The organism is Pedobacter sp. GW822-FHT03F06, from assembly GCF_058801365.1.
This window is the reverse complement of sequence record NZ_JBXANE010000002.1, coordinates 370,130-387,919: the sequence shown is the minus strand read 5'-3', so window position 1 is coordinate 387,919 and position 17,790 is coordinate 370,130. Positions and strand designations below refer to the sequence as shown.

Genomic DNA, 17,790 nt, shown 5'->3' with positions numbered 1-17,790 from the left:
ACTGTAGCTCAGTCCCGAACTTTCGGGAGAGAGATCTTCTAAAGAAGATTGATGTATCGCCCTTCGTAGATTTCTCCATTTCGCCACCGATGAAAAACCGGTGAGCTTCAGTCGAAATGACGACAAGAGAAAAAACAAAAACCCCGATTTTCATCGGGGCTAAAACATAATAATTAATAAAGGGATAGAGCGACTATATTTTATCGGGCTGATAGAACCGAACGGTACCATCTGCTTCGTTTGACACAATTAATAAACTTCTTCCATTGGGGCTATCTTTTGGTTTAACAAACAGTAAACCTTCAGGAGCATCGCCTGTAGAGAATAGTTGAACAAATTTTGGTGAGGCCGGTATAGTTACATCATAAACAGCAATCATATCTGCACGTTCCATACCAATAAAAGCTAAAGTTTGACCATTTACCTGCGCAACGGTTACACTTTCTACCTCTACACCTTTATTGTCAGACCGGTCATCATCATATTTACCTGCATCAATTACATGTTGCTCTAAATCTTTACCAATGTTGGCCACCAAAGCCCCAGTATTTGCATTCAGAATGCTCACACTTCTTCCACCTGTTGAATATAATTCCTGATATACTTTATTAGTACCAACTAAAGTATAACCAGCGGTATTTGTTACCGTAAGCCTTCCTAAATTAGCATCTAACTGTAGCGTTCCTGCGTTAGGAAATTTAACCGGGTCTAAAACAAGATCTTTTACACGCACTTCTTCTTTTGCATCTTTTGGTGTATAATCTTGCCTGGTATCGCCTTCATTGGCCAAGGCAAGATAGGCAGTACCACCAGCCGTAAAATATGAGATTGCATCTGGTAGGTAAAAAGCCTTGATTGGCCACGTCCCTAAAACTTTTTTACTGTCTTTATCGCTTACATCAAAGGCATTGTCGGCCAGGCTGATATCTCTTGTGCCTAAGGGATTAATTTTTGTAATCGTTCCTGCAACAATATCTACCTCGGCAACACCATTGTTCTCCTGTAGGGTAACGTATGCTTTTTTAGAATCACTGCTTATTGCAATATATTCTGGTTCGATATCTTGTGTAAAACTTGCATTTAAACCGTAAATTCTGAAACCACCGGCAAGTAAAGTTGTTTTTTGCGATTCAAAAGCGGCGAAATCCAATGTTTTTACCGAATAGTTATCTTTTATATTGATGATTGAAATGGTTCCTTTAGGGTCAACAGTATATGCAAGGTTTGGTTCACCTTCGTTAGCCGATAAAATATAGTTTCCATCAGGACTGAAAGTTACCATATCGGGCATGGCACCTACGGTAATTTTTTTAACCTCTTCTAAAGTTGACGTTTTTAATACCACTACATCGCCATTTCCCTGTGGATCAGCACCATTTAAGGCGATTGCCAATAAACCATTACTTACTGCAACGCTGTTAATGCCCGCATTATTCGCAAAGGTTAAAGTCTGCAATTTTGTAACGGTTGGATATTTACTCATATCAACAATATCCACTTTGGTGCCACCATCATTGCTCACTACAAACAATCTCTTGGATAAGGGATCGTAAGCCGAAATTTCTGAAGCAAATTCGCTTCCTAAATCGATAGAAGCCGTTTCTTTAAAGCTGTCGATTTTTTCAGGAACGATAGCTTCAACCGGAGGATCTACAATCGGGTCATCAGTTGGATCTTTTTTGCAGGCAGTAAATGCCAATGAAGCAATAAGGATTGCACCAAATAAGTTTTTACAGTTCATGGTTTGTTTAATATCTGAACCGCAAAAATAGAAGCACACAACGCTATTTTATAGGCGCTGTTTGTTATCATTTTATTAAGAAAATATAAAGACCAAAGCAAAAAGAGTAAAGGAGAAAGAGTAAAGCGAAACCCGTCGTCACCTCAACTGGAACGTAGTCCCGAGCGATAGATCTATCTAGGCTGATTTAGCTCCGCTGGGCTTTCGGGTTCTCGACTTCGCTGCACCAGATAGCTATCGGGTCCGCTCAAAATGACGGTAGAAGCGCTAAAACAAAAAATCCCGGCACAAATACCGGGATTTTCTCTACGCGTCTTGCTGAACTTGTTTCAGCATCTTATTCAACAGGCAAATACTAAACCAAGTTCAGTATAACGGCTGTTTAATAATTAAATATGTATGGCTCTATTATCAGTTGCAGCAAGTGCTGCTTCTTTTAGTGCTTCGGTATAAGTTGGGTGTGCATGGCAGGTACGTGCAATATCCTCTGCAGATGCACGGAATTCCATTGCAATAACTGCTTCTGCAATCATATCCGCAGCACGTGGGCCAATCATGTGTACGCCTAAAACTTCATCAGTAGCAGCATCGGCCAAAACTTTAATGAAACCATCGGTATCCATGCTCGCCTTTGCACGTCCACTGGCTTTGAAAGGAAATGAACCTGCTTTATATTTTACGCCTTTTTCTTTTAACTGCTCTTCGGTTAAACCTACAGAAGCAACCTCTGGCCAAGTGTAAACCACACCAGGGATTAAGTTATAATTGATATGTGGTTTCTGACCGGCAATTGTTTCGGCAACATAAGTACCTTCATCCTCTGCTTTGTGTGCTAACATGGCGCCGGTAATTACATCGCCAATAGCATAAACACCTTTAACAGAAGTTTCTAAATGTTCGTTAACCGGGATTTTTTTACCTCTTTCTTCAACAGTAATACCGATTTTATCTAAACCTAAACCTTCGCTATAAGCCGTACGACCAACAGCAACAATACAATAATCGGCTTCTAAAGAGATGGATTCACCTTTAGGGGTATCAGCCGTAACAGTTACCGTTTTACCTTTAGTAGTAGCGCCGGTAACTTTGTGGCCCATGTAAAACTCCATACCTAAAGTTTTCTTTAACACCCGTTGAAGTTCTTTACCCAAACCAGCATCCATAGTACCGATAATAGACGGTAAAAACTCAACAACAGATACTTTTGTACCTAAGCGGGCATATACCGAACCTAACTCTAAACCGATTACGCCACCACCAATTACCACCATCGTTTTTGGCACTTCTTTAATATTTAAAGCCTCGGTTGAGGTTATAATGCGTTTTTTATCGATTGGCAAAAATGGTAAAGCTGTTGGTTTAGAACCCGTAGCAATAATTACGTTTTTAGCAGATAAGGTTTCTGTAGAACCATCGGCTTTCGTTACCAGAATGGTATTTTTATCAACAAAAGAACCAACACCTTCGAAAGAATCGATTTTATTTTTCTTGAACAAATAAGTGATACCAGCTGTATTTTGGGCAACAACATCGTCTTTACGGGCGATCATTTGTTTCATATCAACCTTTAAATCTTTTAAGTTGATACCATGGGTAGTAAACGTGTGAGCAGCGTTGTGAAAATGCTCTGAAGAATCTAATAAAGCCTTAGATGGAATACAACCTACATTTAAGCAAGTACCTCCAAAAGTTTTATATTTTTCAACAACTGCAGTTTTTAAACCTAACTGAGCACAACGGATTGCGCCTACATAACCGCCCGGCCCTGAACCGATAACAACGACATCGTATTGCATAATTTTTTGAGAATTTTGATTAGCCAAATGTAGGGAAAAAAGGCGGAAAGCTGAAAGTCCATTAGGGAATAGAAATCGCCTTATTAGTCTTTGGTTTATAAGTTATTGGCTTATAGCATTGGCTGATGGTTCAATATGAGGCCTAACAGGATAATGCTGCAAAAGTTCAAAAGTCCATAGGTTGATGAGCGTATGAAAACATTTTACTTTAAGACTATAAAATGTTTTGATTTAACTCAAATAAACCTAATGGACTAATGAACCTCAAAGGCCATCATCAATAATCTAATGACCAGTGAACTAACTAACCAACTATAATCCCCAAGATGCTGATGCGCTTAAGATTGCACCGCTAGATGTACCTTCTCTTTTTAATTCTCCATCTACATAGATTTGTGCTTTGAGCGTAGAATTTGCGTTGGCCCCTAAAGCATTTGCAGCAATGTTTATAGAAATGGTTCCTGCTGGCACCGTAATTTCCTGACTTGTCCAGGTAGTTCCACTAAGGCTCGTTGCGGTGGTAATCTGCGAATCGTAGCCGTAAACTACCGTGCTAATGTTGCTGCCTGCCGATGCTTCGAGTTTAAAAACTACCTTGTGTGAAGATTTTGATGGCGACTCGCCCTCATCTTTTTTACACGACATTAAACCTGTAAACAACACTAAGGCAAAAAAAGAAAGTACAAATGTTTTAATTTTGATGTTTTTCATAATTAGATTTAAAAAATAGAATTACAAATAAACAAATGAGCACTTTGCTTTACAATAATCAGATAATACCATTTTTTTCTACCTGATTTCAGGTATATTCTGAGTTTAATTTCTGGTTGAGAAATAAAGCGTGCATTTTTAGTTTAATGAGAAATTATATCCTCTTTCTGGCATTACTGACTTTCTATTCGCTGAATAGCCTAGCGCAGCTGCAACCAGCCGACCAGCAATATACCGATAGTTTAAGTCGCATCTTAAATGGAAGCTTCCGCGATAGCCTTAAAGCCGAAGCGGGTTTTAAACTAACTGATTTCTGGGTAGATCATGATAGTACCAAAGCAGTATCATATTTGAACAAGGCAAGAACCTGGAGCAAAAAGTATCCTTTGCTTGTGGCCAGGTCACACTGGTACGAGTCTTTGATCTACCAGGACCGGAATTATGCAAAGGCTGAAAAACTACTCATCCACGCCGATTCGTTATTGAGCAAGTTTAATACAAAGGGCGTGTATCGGTTAAGGTCGATGGTATGGCATAACTATGCCTTAATTCAACAGCATAAAGACGATCTTAAAACAACGCTCGATATACTGATCAACCGTGTTTTACCACTTTCTAAAAAGGCTGGCGACAAAGACTTTTTAGGTACAGAATACGTCTCCATCGGAACGATATTTACAAACCTTGGCCAATACGAAAAAGCAACACCTTACCTGCAAGAGGGGCTAAATGCCTTAAAAGCTACTTCTCCTGATAAATATTATCTACTTATCAATGCTTACCTAACTACCGCAGGAAATTATTATCATTTAAAAAACTATAGTCACACCAAAAAATACCTGGATCTGGCTAAAACAATATTGGATAAATCAGCGCATGTGGCTACAGGCTACCCGATGACAATATTTTGGCTCGACTATTACAAAAGCACTACGCGCTATTTTATTAACACCAAACAATATTCGCTTGCCCTTTTAGATGCGGACAAAGCTATTAAACTGGCGGAAAAGCTGAGTGACAATTATTCTTTGCAGGAAGTAATATTTGAGAAATACAGAGTTCTTTTTAAACAGAAAAATTTTGCCCTGGCTAAAAAAATCTTGCTGCAGATTGTCGATCAGCCAGAAATAAATACATTAGCAACGAATAAGCTCAAAATGACCGAAGCGCTTGCAGAAGTAAACTATGCTAATGGCGACATTAAAGAGGCTTATAATTGGATAAAAAAGAGCAAAGCATTAAGCGACAGCCTAAATGAAAGTAAACTCAAAGAAGATATTAATGCATTAGAAATTAAATATAAAAATGCAGAGAACCAAAAAAAAATAGCCAGCTTAAATAAAGAAAAGAAACAAAATGCATTAATTATTAAGAACAATAAAACAACAAATTTTCTATTAATCGCAGCGTCTTTTTTTCTTTTAGTCAGTGTTATCCTATTATACTTTTACTTCAGAGGCTATAAAAAGCTTGCAGCGCAAAGAACAATAAATTATAAACAGAAAGTGGCCGAGTTACAACAACAACAGCAATTGGAAATTAGCAAAGCCATGCTCAATGCTGAAGAAAAAGAAAGGAACAGGGTAGCACAGGATTTGCATGATGGTTTGGGGGGAATGTTATCGGGTTTAAAAATTAATTTATCCAACTGGGCAAAACACAGGGAAGTGCAATTGCATGATGTAGAACTACAAAGAATTGTTCGTCAGCTGGATAATTCAGTTACCGAATTAAGGCACATTGCCCGGAATATGATGCCACAAACGTTATTAAAATTCGGATTGGAAACGGCATTAAAAGACCTGGCAGAATCGGCGATGAGCAAACATATGCATATCGATTTTCAAGCACTAAATATTTCTAAACATATTGCACTTGAAGAACAGATAATTATTTACAGGGTTGTACAGGAAATACTGACCAATACACTAAAACATGCTCAGGCTTCTGAAGTAGTTTTACAATGCAGCGAAAATAAAAACCGGTTTTACATTACGGTTGAAGATGATGGAATTGGATTTAATACCTCAACCTATAAAAAAGGATTAGGAATAGAAAACATTAAAAATAGAGTAGCCTATCTTAAAGGCACTTTCGAAATCGATTCGCATCCTGGCAATGGTACAACTATAAATATCGAAATCCCAATCAGTTATGAGTAACATCATTAAATTAGCTGTTGTTGATGATCATCCGATCGTTATACAAGGAATCGTTTCCTTAATCAACAACCTCGAAAATATGCATGTAGTGGGCAGTTTCCAGACGGGCAGCGCATTAATTTCCTTTTTAAATAACCACGAAATAGATATTGTACTGCTCGATATTATGTTACCTGATGGTAATGGTATTGAATTATGCGCGCAGATTAAAAAATTATCGCCAAAAACAGTCGTTATTGCCATTAGCAACCATACCGAAAGAAGTATCATCATGCAGATTCTGCAAAATGGGGCAAGTGGTTACATTTTAAAAAATGCCTCGGTAGAGGAACTAAAAAACGGAATTGAAACTGCGCTTAGAGGAGAACTGGCCTTTAGTAGAGAAGTTATAGAAATTATTGCCAAGCCTTCAGTAAATGATTTAAAAGGACGACCAAAATTCACCAAGCGGGAAAAACAGATCCTTCAATTAATTGCACAGGGAAAAACAACCGCTGGCATAGCAGATGAGCTTTTTCTAAGTCCACTAACAGTAGAAACACACCGTCGTAATATGATGCAGAAATTAGCTGTTAAAAATTCTATTGAATTAATCAATATCGCTACCGAACAGTTGCTAATTTAGTTTAGAGCTGGGAGTTTGGCGTTTGGAGTAGATTACGCTATTAAACAATCAGCGCTTAGCAATGAACCATAAACCATTGACCAATGAACCCCTCTTAAATCTCTTGCCCAAAAGTGAGTAAATTGCTATCTGGATCAAGCATTGCGAATTCTTTCTGCCCCCATGGTTTTGTTTGTAAGCTTCCATTGGGATGAATGCTTTTAGTTTCGAGCATAGATTTGTACAGCCCATCAATATCGTTTGTACGGATATAAACCTGGCCGTAGTTTTCTTTTGGATCAAGTGTTTCGAACAGAAAAAAGTGAATCTGAACCTGATCCTTTTGTACCATCAGGTAATCTTTAAAATCTGCACTCCCAATGTCTTTAAAGCCTAGTTTATTCACATAAAAATCTCTGGTGATTGCTTTATCACGCATGGGAAGTTTTGGGTTAATATCTGTTAGCATATTTTTTTTTATTTCAAAAATCGGTATTTTTCCGAAAAGCTGCACTTGATCCAAATCAGGAAATTCAATGATTTGCCCTTACCCTACTCAATGTTTCAGGGGCAATCTTAAGGTATGAAGCAATCATTTTAACCGGAAAAACCTGTACAATGAGTGGTTTGGCATTTTTAATATAATTATATTTTTGTGCAGGACTTAATGCATTGTCGAAAAGGTAAGTCCGGTGATTAGCTTGATCAAAAATTCTTCCCAGGTTTAAGAAAGACTGCGACCTGGCTATCAGATCATGCAGGTTACTTAAACTCAATTCAACCACTGCCGTATCCTCAAATGCTTTAATCGTTGTACTTGATGGCTTTTGTTCAATCAAACTTGGGTGGTTGTACATCCATTCTTTGTGCAGGTGTAGATCGATGATCGTTTCGGTTGTATGATCGGACTGAAACTGAACAAAAGATCCCGAAAGGATGAAATAGACAGATTGACAAATCTCACCTTCGCGCAACAGCATATCATTTTTGCGAAATATTTTTCGCACCGTCTTTTCTTCAAAAAGAAGCAAATCATGAGATGAAAATGATCCGACACTGGCTAAAATTTCCTGGGCTGACATCATAAACTAATTATTGCAAAGGATGGGGATCAAAATGATTTATTGATTAGCGGTTTTCTGGTGATTAAATAGGCAACAATCAAATTCGGAATCCAGCATAACCAGGCGACAACCAGGTACGCTTTTGAAAAATCGCTATAAACCATTGTCAAAATTGGCAGCCAAACCCTCAACGTTACAGCAGCAAAACAGGCTGCATAACTATAAACCATCATTTTTTGATGTTTTTCAATTTCACCGTGTTTAATGTATAAATAAGCTTTTAAAGTAGTGTAAAACCAAATGATGCCTAAGCAAATAAATCCAGCGGAAGAAACCCATCCTCCTGTTGCAAAAAAGCCAATATAAATACCTGCTAATGCGCTAAACAGTACAGCGACCACATAAACTTTACCCAGTTTTCGGTGAAGTGCCATGCGCCTATTTCTCATTTTCGGACTAAACTGTGTCCAACCGATAAATAAAGCGATTCCTCCGAAAATGATATGCATATAAAAACCAATGTTCCAGAAAGTATTGGTCAACAACTCAACCGACTTTGAATTTAACAACCCAAATTTCCTATCGATCAAAAAGTAAATCGTTGGGTAGAGTCCAATCAGCAATGCGAAGGTTGCAAATAAAACCCATAATCCTTTTTTTACCATACAAAGTCCTATTTCTTTATACTAAGCTAGTTAATTTTCAAGAACTAAATCAATTCCTTTTGCAGCATAAATTCTTTAGCATTGGCAAAGCTGAGAAACAACTCGTCGGCTATTTTTAATTTTTGATGCGCCCGTACATTGCTCTGAATGGCGTAACAGGTTATGCCCGCAGCCAGAGCAGATTTAACCCCACTTAAAGTATCTTCAAAAACAAGGCACTCATCTTTTTCAAAACCCAATCGCTCAACACAAAGATTATAACTTTCGGGATCAGGCTTAGATTTACTCACATCTGTTCGGGTAATAAACAAACTGAAATACTTAGCCAGACCGTTCCGCTCAAAAACGGCTTCAACATCAATTTTAGGACTAGCCGTAACCACAGCCAGCGTGAGCCCTTTTTCATAAGCAAACTTGATAAACTCTAATGCAAAGGGCATTAACTGAATATCAGTTGTTCTAAAACCATCAAAAGTTATCTTTTCTCTTCTGTTAATAAAACCTTCTAACTCTTCTTCAATTTTATACCTGTCTATTATAGTTTTTGCATTTTTGGGCAAGGGGATTCCAGCGTAATTTGTTAACCAATCCTTAAAATCCAACGTAACATCGTATTCACACAAAAACTTATTCCAACAATCGAAATGAAACTTTTCAGAATCAATTAATGTACCATCTAAATCAAACAGTAATGCTTTTATTTTACTCATTATAAATTTTTAACAGGAACAATTCTTAGGGAATGATCTCAAATAAGAAAAATTGTTGTACCTGAGATTTACCAAAATTATTATCTACACAAAAAATTAACGATTGGTGTCCGTTTGGCAATTTTGGCCCAAAGGTTACGCCTTCAAAATTATCGATATGCCGGTTTAAGGAATCGAAATCGAAAAGCAATTTTTTGGTTAATGGTTTTGGAGGGTTTTGTACAAAAGCGCGATTACCGATTTCATTTTCAGCACCCCCTAAATCAACCAGGTAAAGTTTTAAAAAGGTATGATCATCGTGCCCCTTTGCCCAGGCCCTTTCCATTACCAAAAGCGTATGGTTGTTAATGGCTAGTATTTCGGAAATTCCATTTACATTCCAATCGTTTTCAACGGTAGGCTTAACTGGCATTGCATCCAGATTATAAGCGTATTGGGCAATATTTTTTTTTGTAGCTACATCAAATTTTAAAATCCGTGTTAAGGCTTTATCATATTCAAAAGCAGCCTGAGGTCCATCTTGATAAAGCGGTTCTTCCAAACTTGCATATAATGTTTTGTATTGATCGGCATAAGTTAAACCTTCAAATAAAGCATTTTTGCGCGGCCCACTTTCGGTTTTTGTAAAATGAAAACCCTTAGGCATTGGAATAGTATCGCAGAACTTCCCATCTGTAGAAATGAAGGTTAAGCTAGGCTGAACTATTGTAGTATCCCCATCCTTAAATAACCTTTCTCCCTCACTGCTCCAAAGTAATTTTTGGGTTAAGGGGTTATAACGAATCGATTCGCCATCAGGTTTAACAGTTTTATCCGTACCGTATTTAGGGTATGGTTTCCCATTTTCCTGTAAGATATAAGTAACACCAGTTACCCGAACGGTATCGATCTTATTTTCTTTGATATCAATCTGTGCGGTATAAATTCTCGCCGGACTATGCTGTGATGGATCATCACTGATCATGTAATACTGGTTTTGCTTTACATCGTAATCAATCCCCGATAAACCACCAACAACCGTATTTTGGAAAATCGGGTTTAAGGGCATAATGTATTCATCCAGAAACTTTACAGACGAAATACTGGTTTCATTCTGCTTAATCAAAGCATACTTAGTTGCAGAACAAGATGAAAGCACAATGACAAGAACTGAATAAACAAGGAAGAGCTGCGCTACAGGTTTCAAATCGAAATGTTTAGGTCGTAAAAATATGGAATTTTTGCTGCAAAAAGTCTATCATTAAGAGATTGAGAACATTAAGAAAGCTATTTTTTCCTGTGGTGTCAGATGTTATCATCTGGCACTATCCGTTCAATTTCTTTCGGATATAAAACAAAAACAGTCGGATGGTAACATCCAACTGCACATCTATTAGAATTATAAGTGGTGTCAGATGTTACCATCTGACACTGATAAATTAAGATTAAAACAACTTACCAATTACGCGGTAAGTAATATTTGTTCCATCTACTATTTCTTCATAATAAACATCATCGGGCGAAACAAAATACTTTTCGTTTTTAATGGTTACCTCTCTGCATCCTTCTGGCAGTTGATTAATAATATCACCTATATTATGTGTATCAACCGGACCATCAGTTGTATTTAAAATACCGTCTTTTCCCGCAACCACATATACGGTTTTACCATCAGCATTTTCTTTTTGGGTATAATAAACACCTTTGTATTCGTAATAATCAACACCATTAATAGTAACCAAATTAGCATCCGATGGTAAATTCGGAACCTCGGCACCAACTGGCGGGGTTACTACTTCATATTGGCTGTTGTTTTGTTGGTAAAACAATCCGCCCGAATAATAGAACTGATTGGCGCCATAATAAAACGGATAATAACCATAGGGCAATACGCCAATCCTAAAACCTAAAAACGGCCTATAAAAATTATAATAGCTATAATACGGTCTGTAATAAGGCCTTCCATAACCCGGGCGATAACCATAACCTGGCCTACCATACCCTGAACCTGGGCGATAACCTGGTCTGTTATAGCCGTAATTGGGTCTTGGCGGGCGACCGCCATTACTCGGTGCATAACTACCTCTACTTGGCGCATGCATGGATGGTTGTCTGGAAATAGAACCACCACCCCTAGATGGGCTTATCGAACCAGATCTACCACCTCCAGAAGAACCTCCACTCCTACTTGGCCGCTGTGCCGAAACGCTTTCAATACTCAAGGTTGCAATCATCGCTGCTGCAGCGAAAACAACCAGTCCTTTATTTAATAACCTATTCATTATTTTGTGTTTATGTCGATTATGTATATGACGGTGAAAATTCCCAAAAGATTATCCCTTAACACTATTTAACTAAATTTTGATAAAGTGATGACGAATGCAGGGTTTTAATAACAAAATACATCATATATCTACCATTTTACATCATTACATCTTTGCTAACAAACCTTTTACGGGCTATTTTTTCTAATCAATCACTAATCACCTATATTTAAATTTTATTCCTAAAAACTAGCTTAAATGAACCTTACAAGAATTTTCAGTCTTTTATTTTGTCTGTTTATTTCTAATGAATTAACAGCCCAGCAAACCGATTCGGCATATGTTAGAGAAAGCTACACTAAAATAGAACGCCAGATCACCATGCGCGACGGGGTTAAACTCTTCACTTCCATTTATATACCCAAAAATCAAACCAAAAAATATCCATTTTTAATTAACCGCACACCTTATACCGTTGCACCTTATGGCGAAGATAAATATAAGCTGAGTTTGGGTAATTTTCCGGCGATGATGCGTGAGGGATTCATTTTTGTATATCAAGATGTAAGAGGCCGATGGATGAGTGAGGGCACTTTTGCCGATATCCGTCCTCAACTGGTTGGAAAAAAATCTAAAACAGCTATTGATGAAAGTACGGATACTTACGACACCATCGATTGGTTAGTTAAAAATGTGAAAGGCAACAATGGCAATGCCGGAATTTATGGCATTTCGTACCCTGGCTTTTATTCTACTACTTCATTGCCAAATGCACATCCTGCGTTAAAGGCCGTGTCGCCTCAGGCGCCAGTTACCGATTGGTTTATGGGGGATGATTTCCACCACCGTGGTACATTATTCCTAATGGATGCTTTCAGTTTTATGGGCAATTTTGGCGTGCCGAGACCTAAACCGATTACACCAGATAAAGGGCCTAAAGGTTTTCAGTTCCCCATTCAAGACAATTATCGCTTTTATTTAGAAGCCGGATCGGTTAAAAACCTAAAAGACAGATACTTTGCAGACAGCATTAAATTCTGGAACGATTTATTTAAACATCCAAACTTAGATACCTTCTGGAAAGCACGTTTAATTACGCCACATTTAACCAATGTAAAGCCTGCTGTGATGGTGGTGGGCGGCTTTTTCGATGCAGAAGATGCCTATGGAACTTTTGATACCTACAAAGCAATTGAGAAACAAAATCCTGGCGCCAACAATATTCTGGTTGCAGGACCTTGGTTCCATGGCGGCTGGGTACGTAGTGATGGCTCTTATTTTGGCGATATCCCTTTTGGCAAAACCACCAGTATCGACTACCAGGAGCAATACGAACTGCCTTTCTTTAAACATTATTTAAAAGGTGAAGGCGATTTTAATGCAGCAGAAGCCAATATTTTTGTAACCGGAAGTAACGAATGGAAAAAGTTCAAAACATGGCCACCACAAGAAGTAGAAAATAAAAACCTGTATTTACAGCCCAATGGGAAGCTCAGCTTCGAAAAAGTGGGCAGAACCGATAGCTGGGATGAATATGTGAGCGATCCGAATAATCCTGTACCTTACCAGGATGGCATTCAGGCCAAACGTACCCGCGAGTACATGATCGATGACCAGCGTTTTGCTGCCCGCCGTCCGGATGTAAAAACTTATCAAACTGATGCTTTAACAGAAGATATTACCTTAACAGGTCCTGTTTTGGCCAACCTGGTGGTTTCGACTACTGGAACAGATGCCGATTATGTAGTTAAACTGATTGATGTTTATCCAGAAGATGCGCCAAATCCAGAACCTAACCCTAAAAACCTGATTATGGGCGGTTACGAAATGCTGGTGCGCGGAGAAATTATGCGTGGAAAATACCGCAACAGTTTCGAAAAACCTGAGCCTTTTGTTCCGGGCGCCATCACAAAAGTAAATTACCCTTTGCCCGATGTGGCGCATACTTTTAAAAAAGGCCATAAAATTATGATTCAGGTTCAAAACTCATGGTTCCCTTTAGCTGATCGCAATCCCCAGAAATTTATGGATATCTATCAGGCAGAACCACATGATTTTCAAAAAGCTACACACAAAATTTATCACGATGTGCACAACAGCTCGTTTATTACAGTTTCGGTGTTGAAATAATAAAATCCGTCATTGCGAGAAGGCTCTTTCAGCCGACAGCCTGCCCCGACTTTCGGGGAAGCAATCTTAAAGGCATGGTATTAAGATTGCTTCGTGCTTCACAATGACGAAAATAATACTATAGTGCCTTTGTTCTTGTCATCACGAACCAAACACATAAATAACTAACTTATTATAATAAAATGAAATACTTAAAACTAATGATTATCCTGCTTTCAGCATCCTCTGCTTTTGCACAAAGTGATGCAGGATATCCAAAAGCCAACTACACCAAAAAAGAAGTTTATATCCCAATGCGCGATGGAACTAAACTTTTTACCGCCATCTACACACCTAAAGATGCAGCCAAGGATAAAAAATACCCAATGATCATGCAACGTACCTGCTATAGCATTGCCCCCTATGGTGAAGATAAATTTCCTGCAAAATTAGGCCCGTCAGAATTGATGATGAAAGAGGGCTATATTATGGTGTATCAGGATGTGCGCGGTCGCTGGAAAAGCGAAGGTACCTGGACCAATATGACCCCGGTTATCGATAACAAAAAAAGCAAAAAAGATGTTGATGAAGGTTCTGATACTTACGATACCATCGATTGGCTGGTTAAAAACGTAGCAAACAACAATGGCAAAGTTGGCCAGTGGGGAATTTCTTATCCGGGCTTTTACACTGCCGCAGGAATTTTGAGCAATCATCCTGCTTTAAAAGCCTCATCGCCACAAGCGCCGATTTCAGATTTCTTTTTTGATGATTTCCACCACAACGGATCATTTTTGCAGAGTTATTTCATGACTTTTCCGGTATTTGGCGTGCAGAAAACCGATACTACTTCCAAAGCCTGGTACAACAACCAGTTAATCCTTCCAAAAACAAAAGATGGTTATCAGTTTGCTTTAGATTTAGGTCCTTTAAGCAATGCAGACAAATATTATAAGGATAATTTCTTCTGGCAAGAAACCGTTAACCACCCAAATTACGATGATTTTTGGCAAAAACGTGGATTATTAAAACATTACAATACCATTAAACCTGCGGTGATGGTTGTTGGTGGATGGTACGATGCCGAAGATCTTTCAGGCCCACTAAACATTTATAAAACCATCGAAAAGAAAAACCCTAATGCCTACAATACGATTGTAATGGGACCATTTGGGCATGGAAGATGGAGCCGCGAAACTGGTCATACCATGCATAGCAATGTGTATTTCGGTGATAGCATTGCTACCTTCTACCAGAAAGAAATTGAAGCTAAATTCTTCAATCACTTTTTAAAGGGCAATGGGGATAAAAACTCTGGCCTGCCTGAAGCCTATATGTTCGATACCGGTAAAAAACAATGGGAAACTTTTGCCAAATGGCCAACAGAAAAGGCGACTAAACAAAAATTATATCTGGGTGCCGATGGTAAGCTCAGCATGACTGCACCAGCTGCAGCTGGCTCAGTAAATTACATCAGCGATCCATTAAAGCCAGTTCCATATACCGAAGATTTAACTACAACATTGGGCTTTACGCCACACAATTACATGAGTGAAGACCAACGTTTTGCAGGCAGAAGACCAGATGTATTGGTATACCAAACCGATGTATTGGATAACGATATTACTTTGGGTGGCGAAATTATGTCGCACCTTAAAATTGCAACCACAGGTACCGATGCAGATTTTATTGTAAAACTGATCGATGTTTATCCAGCCGATGAACCTAACAACCCGTATATACCAAACAAGAATATCATTCTGAGCAATTACTGGCAAATGGTACGTTCGGAAGTTATGCCTGCCCGCTTCCGCAATAGTTTCGAAAAACCTGAGGCCTTGGTAGCCAACCAGAAAACGGATGTGAACTTTCAGCTTCAGGATGTATTACACACCTTTAAAAAAGGTCACCGGATTATGATCCAGGTGCAGAGCACAGCATTCCCTTTATTTGCACGCAATCCACAGAAATTTGTAGAAAACCCATATAAAGCAACCGAAGCCGATTATATTAAAGCCACGCAAACTGTATTTAACGATAGTTTTATCGAAGTTGATGTGATAAAATAATTTGATAAGCTCACGCTCGTTTCTAACGAGCGTGCAATTACCAATCGTTTTAAACGATCAAGAAAACATAACAAATGAAAAAGTTACTATTCATCCTTTCCATAGCCCTCGGCATTTCAACTACGCAGGCACAACTACTCGGCAAAAACCAGGTAAACTCAAGGGCCGACAGCCTCCGCGGAACACTTACCCCTTTGCGTACCTGCTACGATATTAACTATTACCACTTAGATGTGAAGATCGATATCGACCAGAAATCAGTTAGCGGAAGCAATGAATTTGCTTTTACCGCAACGCGAGATTTCACCAAATTACAGTTCGATCTTTTTGATAACTTAAAAGTAGATAAAGTGGTATATAAGGGTGCCAATTTACCTTTTACCCGAGAATACAATGCGGTTTTTGTAACCTTTCCTAAAGCAGTTAAAAAAGGAAGCAAAGATAGATTTACCGTTTTCTATTCTGGTAATCCTACTGTAGCAAAAACACCACCCTGGGATGGCGGTTTTATCTTCAAAAAAGATGAAGCCGGCAATCCTTTTGTTTCTGTGGCCTGCCAGGGTTTAGGCGCAAGTGTATGGTGGCCAAATAAAGATCACCAGAGCGATGAGGTAGATAGTATGTTAATCAGCATTAGTGTTCCTAAAACTTTGCAGGAAATATCTAATGGAAGACTGAGAAATACCGTCGATAAAGTTGATGGTTACAAACAATACAATTGGTTTGTCGCTAATCCCATCAACAATTACGATGTAACCTTTTACATTGGTAAATATGCCCACTGGCAAGACAGTTACGATGGAGAAAATGGAAAACTCAGCATCGATTATTGGGCGCTGCAGACCGATAGTGCCAAAGCCCGCCCACATTGGGATGCCGATGTTAAACCTATGCTAAAATGTTTCGAATATTGGTTTGGTCCTTACCCATGGTACAAAGATGGCTACAAACTGGTTCAGGCACCACATTTAGGCATGGAACATCAAAGTGCAGTAGCTTATGGCAATCAGTTTAAACCAGGTTATTTAGGTAAAGATTTAAGCGGTACCGGCCATGGCTTAAAGTGGGATTTCATCACCATCCACGAAAGCGGCCACGAATGGTTCGGTAATAACATTACCTCAAAAGATATCGCCGACATGTGGATTCACGAAGGTTTCACCAATTATTCAGAGGTATTGTTTACCGAGTGTACTGAGAACAAAGCGGCTGCAGACGAGTATGTAATCGGATTACAGAAAATTATCCAAAACGATATTCCGGTTATTGGCCCTTACGGTGTTAACAAAGAAGGCTCGGGCGATATGTACCCAAAAGGTGCAAATTTGATTAGTACCATTCGCCAGTTGATTAATAACGATGAAAAATTCAGACAGATTCTTCGCGGGCTAAGCAAGACATTTTACCATCAAACGGTGACCACTGCTCAGATCGAAAATTACATCGCCAAACAAAGCGGGATTAAACTTGATAAAGTTTTCGATCAGTATTTACGTTTTACCAAAATCCCTGTTTTAGAATATAAAATCAACAATGGCACTTTATCTTATCGCTGGATAACCGATGTTAAAGGTTTTGATATGCCTGTGCGTGTAACATTAAAAACAGGCACTTATACCTTGATTAAGCCTACAAACGATTGGAAAACAGTTAAAGTGGATGCCAGCATAAACGATAATAATTTCAAACACGATCCTTTGTTTTACATTAATACAAAAAAAGAGTAACTAAATCCCAGCGGCTATATCATAAATATAGAATTTGTCATCCTGAGCTTGTTGAAGGACTTAGTTAAATATGCTTTTATGTGTTTCGACAGGCTCAACATGACAAAACCGGAAGAGAAATTACTTTCATGATACAGCTTCATTTTTGAGCATGGCCGAATATCACTGATAAAGAGAATTAAATTTCAT

Annotated in this window: 14 protein-coding genes; 5 read left to right on the top strand and 9 right to left on the bottom strand. The window is 38.5% G+C overall.

Features of this window, described 5'->3' with window-relative positions; translation table 11 throughout:
• Positions 1-193 precede the first annotated feature (193 nt).
• The 3 genes from AC1RJ8_RS04290 to AC1RJ8_RS04280 all read right to left on the bottom strand — a co-directional run bounded on the left by AC1RJ8_RS04290 (position 194) and on the right by AC1RJ8_RS04280 (position 4,248).
• Positions 194-1,741: a choice-of-anchor I family protein gene (locus AC1RJ8_RS04290; RefSeq protein ID WP_492952670.1), complete on the bottom strand. Its 1,548-nt coding sequence runs from the start codon at positions 1,739-1,741 to the stop codon at positions 194-196.
• A gap of 389 nt (positions 1,742-2,130) precedes the next feature.
• Positions 2,131-3,537 carry a dihydrolipoyl dehydrogenase gene (gene lpdA / locus AC1RJ8_RS04285; RefSeq protein ID WP_086548980.1) on the bottom strand — a complete coding sequence of 469 codons (1,407 nt, stop codon included), beginning with the start codon at positions 3,535-3,537 and terminating at the stop codon, positions 2,131-2,133.
• A 312-nt stretch (positions 3,538-3,849) separates the two neighbouring features.
• The gene (locus AC1RJ8_RS04280) at positions 3,850-4,248 is read right to left on the bottom strand and encodes a hypothetical protein (RefSeq protein WP_492952669.1); all 399 of its coding nucleotides are present in this window, start codon (positions 4,246-4,248) and stop codon (positions 3,850-3,852) included.
• 146 nt (positions 4,249-4,394) lie between these two features.
• Between AC1RJ8_RS04280 and AC1RJ8_RS04275 the strand changes: the two genes are divergently transcribed.
• Positions 4,395-6,410, top strand: coding sequence for an ATP-binding protein (locus AC1RJ8_RS04275; protein WP_492952668.1), 2,016 nt, complete (start codon positions 4,395-4,397; stop codon positions 6,408-6,410).
• Positions 6,403-7,035 carry a response regulator gene (locus AC1RJ8_RS04270; RefSeq protein WP_492952667.1) on the top strand — a complete coding sequence of 211 codons (633 nt, stop codon included), beginning with the start codon at positions 6,403-6,405 and terminating at the stop codon, positions 7,033-7,035. The genes AC1RJ8_RS04275 and AC1RJ8_RS04270 overlap by 8 nt, the downstream gene beginning before the upstream one ends.
• Positions 7,036-7,129: 94 nt before the next feature.
• Here AC1RJ8_RS04270 and AC1RJ8_RS04265 read toward each other — a convergent pair whose 3' ends face one another.
• From AC1RJ8_RS04265 to AC1RJ8_RS04240, 6 genes are all read right to left on the bottom strand, one after another.
• On the bottom strand, positions 7,130-7,483 hold the full coding sequence (locus AC1RJ8_RS04265; RefSeq protein ID WP_492952666.1) for a bleomycin resistance protein: 354 nt from the start codon (positions 7,481-7,483) through the stop codon (positions 7,130-7,132).
• A gap of 64 nt (positions 7,484-7,547) precedes the next feature.
• Positions 7,548-8,099, bottom strand: a complete 552-nt coding sequence (locus AC1RJ8_RS04260) for a Crp/Fnr family transcriptional regulator (RefSeq protein ID WP_492952665.1) — start codon at positions 8,097-8,099, stop codon at positions 7,548-7,550.
• A gap of 26 nt (positions 8,100-8,125) precedes the next feature.
• Entirely contained in the window at positions 8,126-8,743 is a 618-nt protein-coding gene (locus tag AC1RJ8_RS04255) for a DUF2306 domain-containing protein (RefSeq protein ID WP_492952664.1), read from the bottom strand.
• 44 nt (positions 8,744-8,787) lie between these two features.
• Positions 8,788-9,453 carry an HAD family hydrolase gene (locus AC1RJ8_RS04250; RefSeq protein WP_492952663.1) on the bottom strand — a complete coding sequence of 222 codons (666 nt, stop codon included), beginning with the start codon at positions 9,451-9,453 and terminating at the stop codon, positions 8,788-8,790.
• Positions 9,454-9,478: 25 nt separating this feature from the next.
• On the bottom strand, positions 9,479-10,639 hold the full coding sequence (locus tag AC1RJ8_RS04245; RefSeq protein WP_492952662.1) for an esterase-like activity of phytase family protein: 1,161 nt from the start codon (positions 10,637-10,639) through the stop codon (positions 9,479-9,481).
• Between the two features lie 238 nt (positions 10,640-10,877).
• Entirely contained in the window at positions 10,878-11,714 is an 837-nt protein-coding gene (locus AC1RJ8_RS04240; RefSeq protein WP_492952661.1) for a DUF6515 family protein, read from the bottom strand.
• A gap of 240 nt (positions 11,715-11,954) precedes the next feature.
• On the opposite strand from AC1RJ8_RS04240, the gene AC1RJ8_RS04235 reads away from it, so the two are divergent.
• The 3 genes from AC1RJ8_RS04235 to AC1RJ8_RS04225 all read left to right on the top strand — a co-directional run bounded on the left by AC1RJ8_RS04235 (position 11,955) and on the right by AC1RJ8_RS04225 (position 17,601).
• Positions 11,955-13,826, top strand: coding sequence for a CocE/NonD family hydrolase (locus AC1RJ8_RS04235; RefSeq protein ID WP_492952660.1), 1,872 nt, complete (start codon positions 11,955-11,957; stop codon positions 13,824-13,826).
• Positions 13,827-14,008: 182 nt separating this feature from the next.
• Positions 14,009-15,874, top strand: coding sequence for a CocE/NonD family hydrolase (locus AC1RJ8_RS04230; RefSeq protein ID WP_492952659.1), 1,866 nt, complete (start codon positions 14,009-14,011; stop codon positions 15,872-15,874).
• A 74-nt stretch (positions 15,875-15,948) separates the two neighbouring features.
• Positions 15,949-17,601 carry a M1 family metallopeptidase gene (locus AC1RJ8_RS04225; RefSeq protein ID WP_492952658.1) on the top strand — a complete coding sequence of 551 codons (1,653 nt, stop codon included), beginning with the start codon at positions 15,949-15,951 and terminating at the stop codon, positions 17,599-17,601.
• The last annotated feature ends 189 nt before the right edge of the window (positions 17,602-17,790 follow it).

Excerpts from the sequence above, each read along its gene's own strand:
- AC1RJ8_RS04290 (WP_492952670.1), bottom strand. The coding sequence starts at position 1,741 with ATGAACTGTAAAAACTTATTTGGTGCAATCCTTATTGCTTCATTGGCA.
- lpdA (WP_086548980.1), bottom strand. The coding sequence starts at position 3,537 with ATGCAATACGATGTCGTTGTTATCGGTTCAGGGCCGGGCGGTTATGTA.
- AC1RJ8_RS04280 (WP_492952669.1), bottom strand. The coding sequence starts at position 4,248 with ATGAAAAACATCAAAATTAAAACATTTGTACTTTCTTTTTTTGCCTTA.
- AC1RJ8_RS04275 (WP_492952668.1), top strand. The coding sequence starts at position 4,395 with ATGAGAAATTATATCCTCTTTCTGGCATTACTGACTTTCTATTCGCTG.
- AC1RJ8_RS04270 (WP_492952667.1), top strand. The coding sequence starts at position 6,403 with ATGAGTAACATCATTAAATTAGCTGTTGTTGATGATCATCCGATCGTT.
- AC1RJ8_RS04265 (WP_492952666.1), bottom strand. The coding sequence starts at position 7,483 with ATGCTAACAGATATTAACCCAAAACTTCCCATGCGTGATAAAGCAATC.
- AC1RJ8_RS04260 (WP_492952665.1), bottom strand. The coding sequence starts at position 8,099 with ATGATGTCAGCCCAGGAAATTTTAGCCAGTGTCGGATCATTTTCATCT.
- AC1RJ8_RS04255 (WP_492952664.1), bottom strand. The coding sequence starts at position 8,743 with ATGGTAAAAAAAGGATTATGGGTTTTATTTGCAACCTTCGCATTGCTG.
- AC1RJ8_RS04250 (WP_492952663.1), bottom strand. The coding sequence starts at position 9,453 with ATGAGTAAAATAAAAGCATTACTGTTTGATTTAGATGGTACATTAATT.
- AC1RJ8_RS04240 (WP_492952661.1), bottom strand. The coding sequence starts at position 11,714 with ATGAATAGGTTATTAAATAAAGGACTGGTTGTTTTCGCTGCAGCAGCG.
- AC1RJ8_RS04235 (WP_492952660.1), top strand. The coding sequence starts at position 11,955 with ATGAACCTTACAAGAATTTTCAGTCTTTTATTTTGTCTGTTTATTTCT.
- AC1RJ8_RS04230 (WP_492952659.1), top strand. The coding sequence starts at position 14,009 with ATGAAATACTTAAAACTAATGATTATCCTGCTTTCAGCATCCTCTGCT.
- AC1RJ8_RS04225 (WP_492952658.1), top strand. The coding sequence starts at position 15,949 with ATGAAAAAGTTACTATTCATCCTTTCCATAGCCCTCGGCATTTCAACT.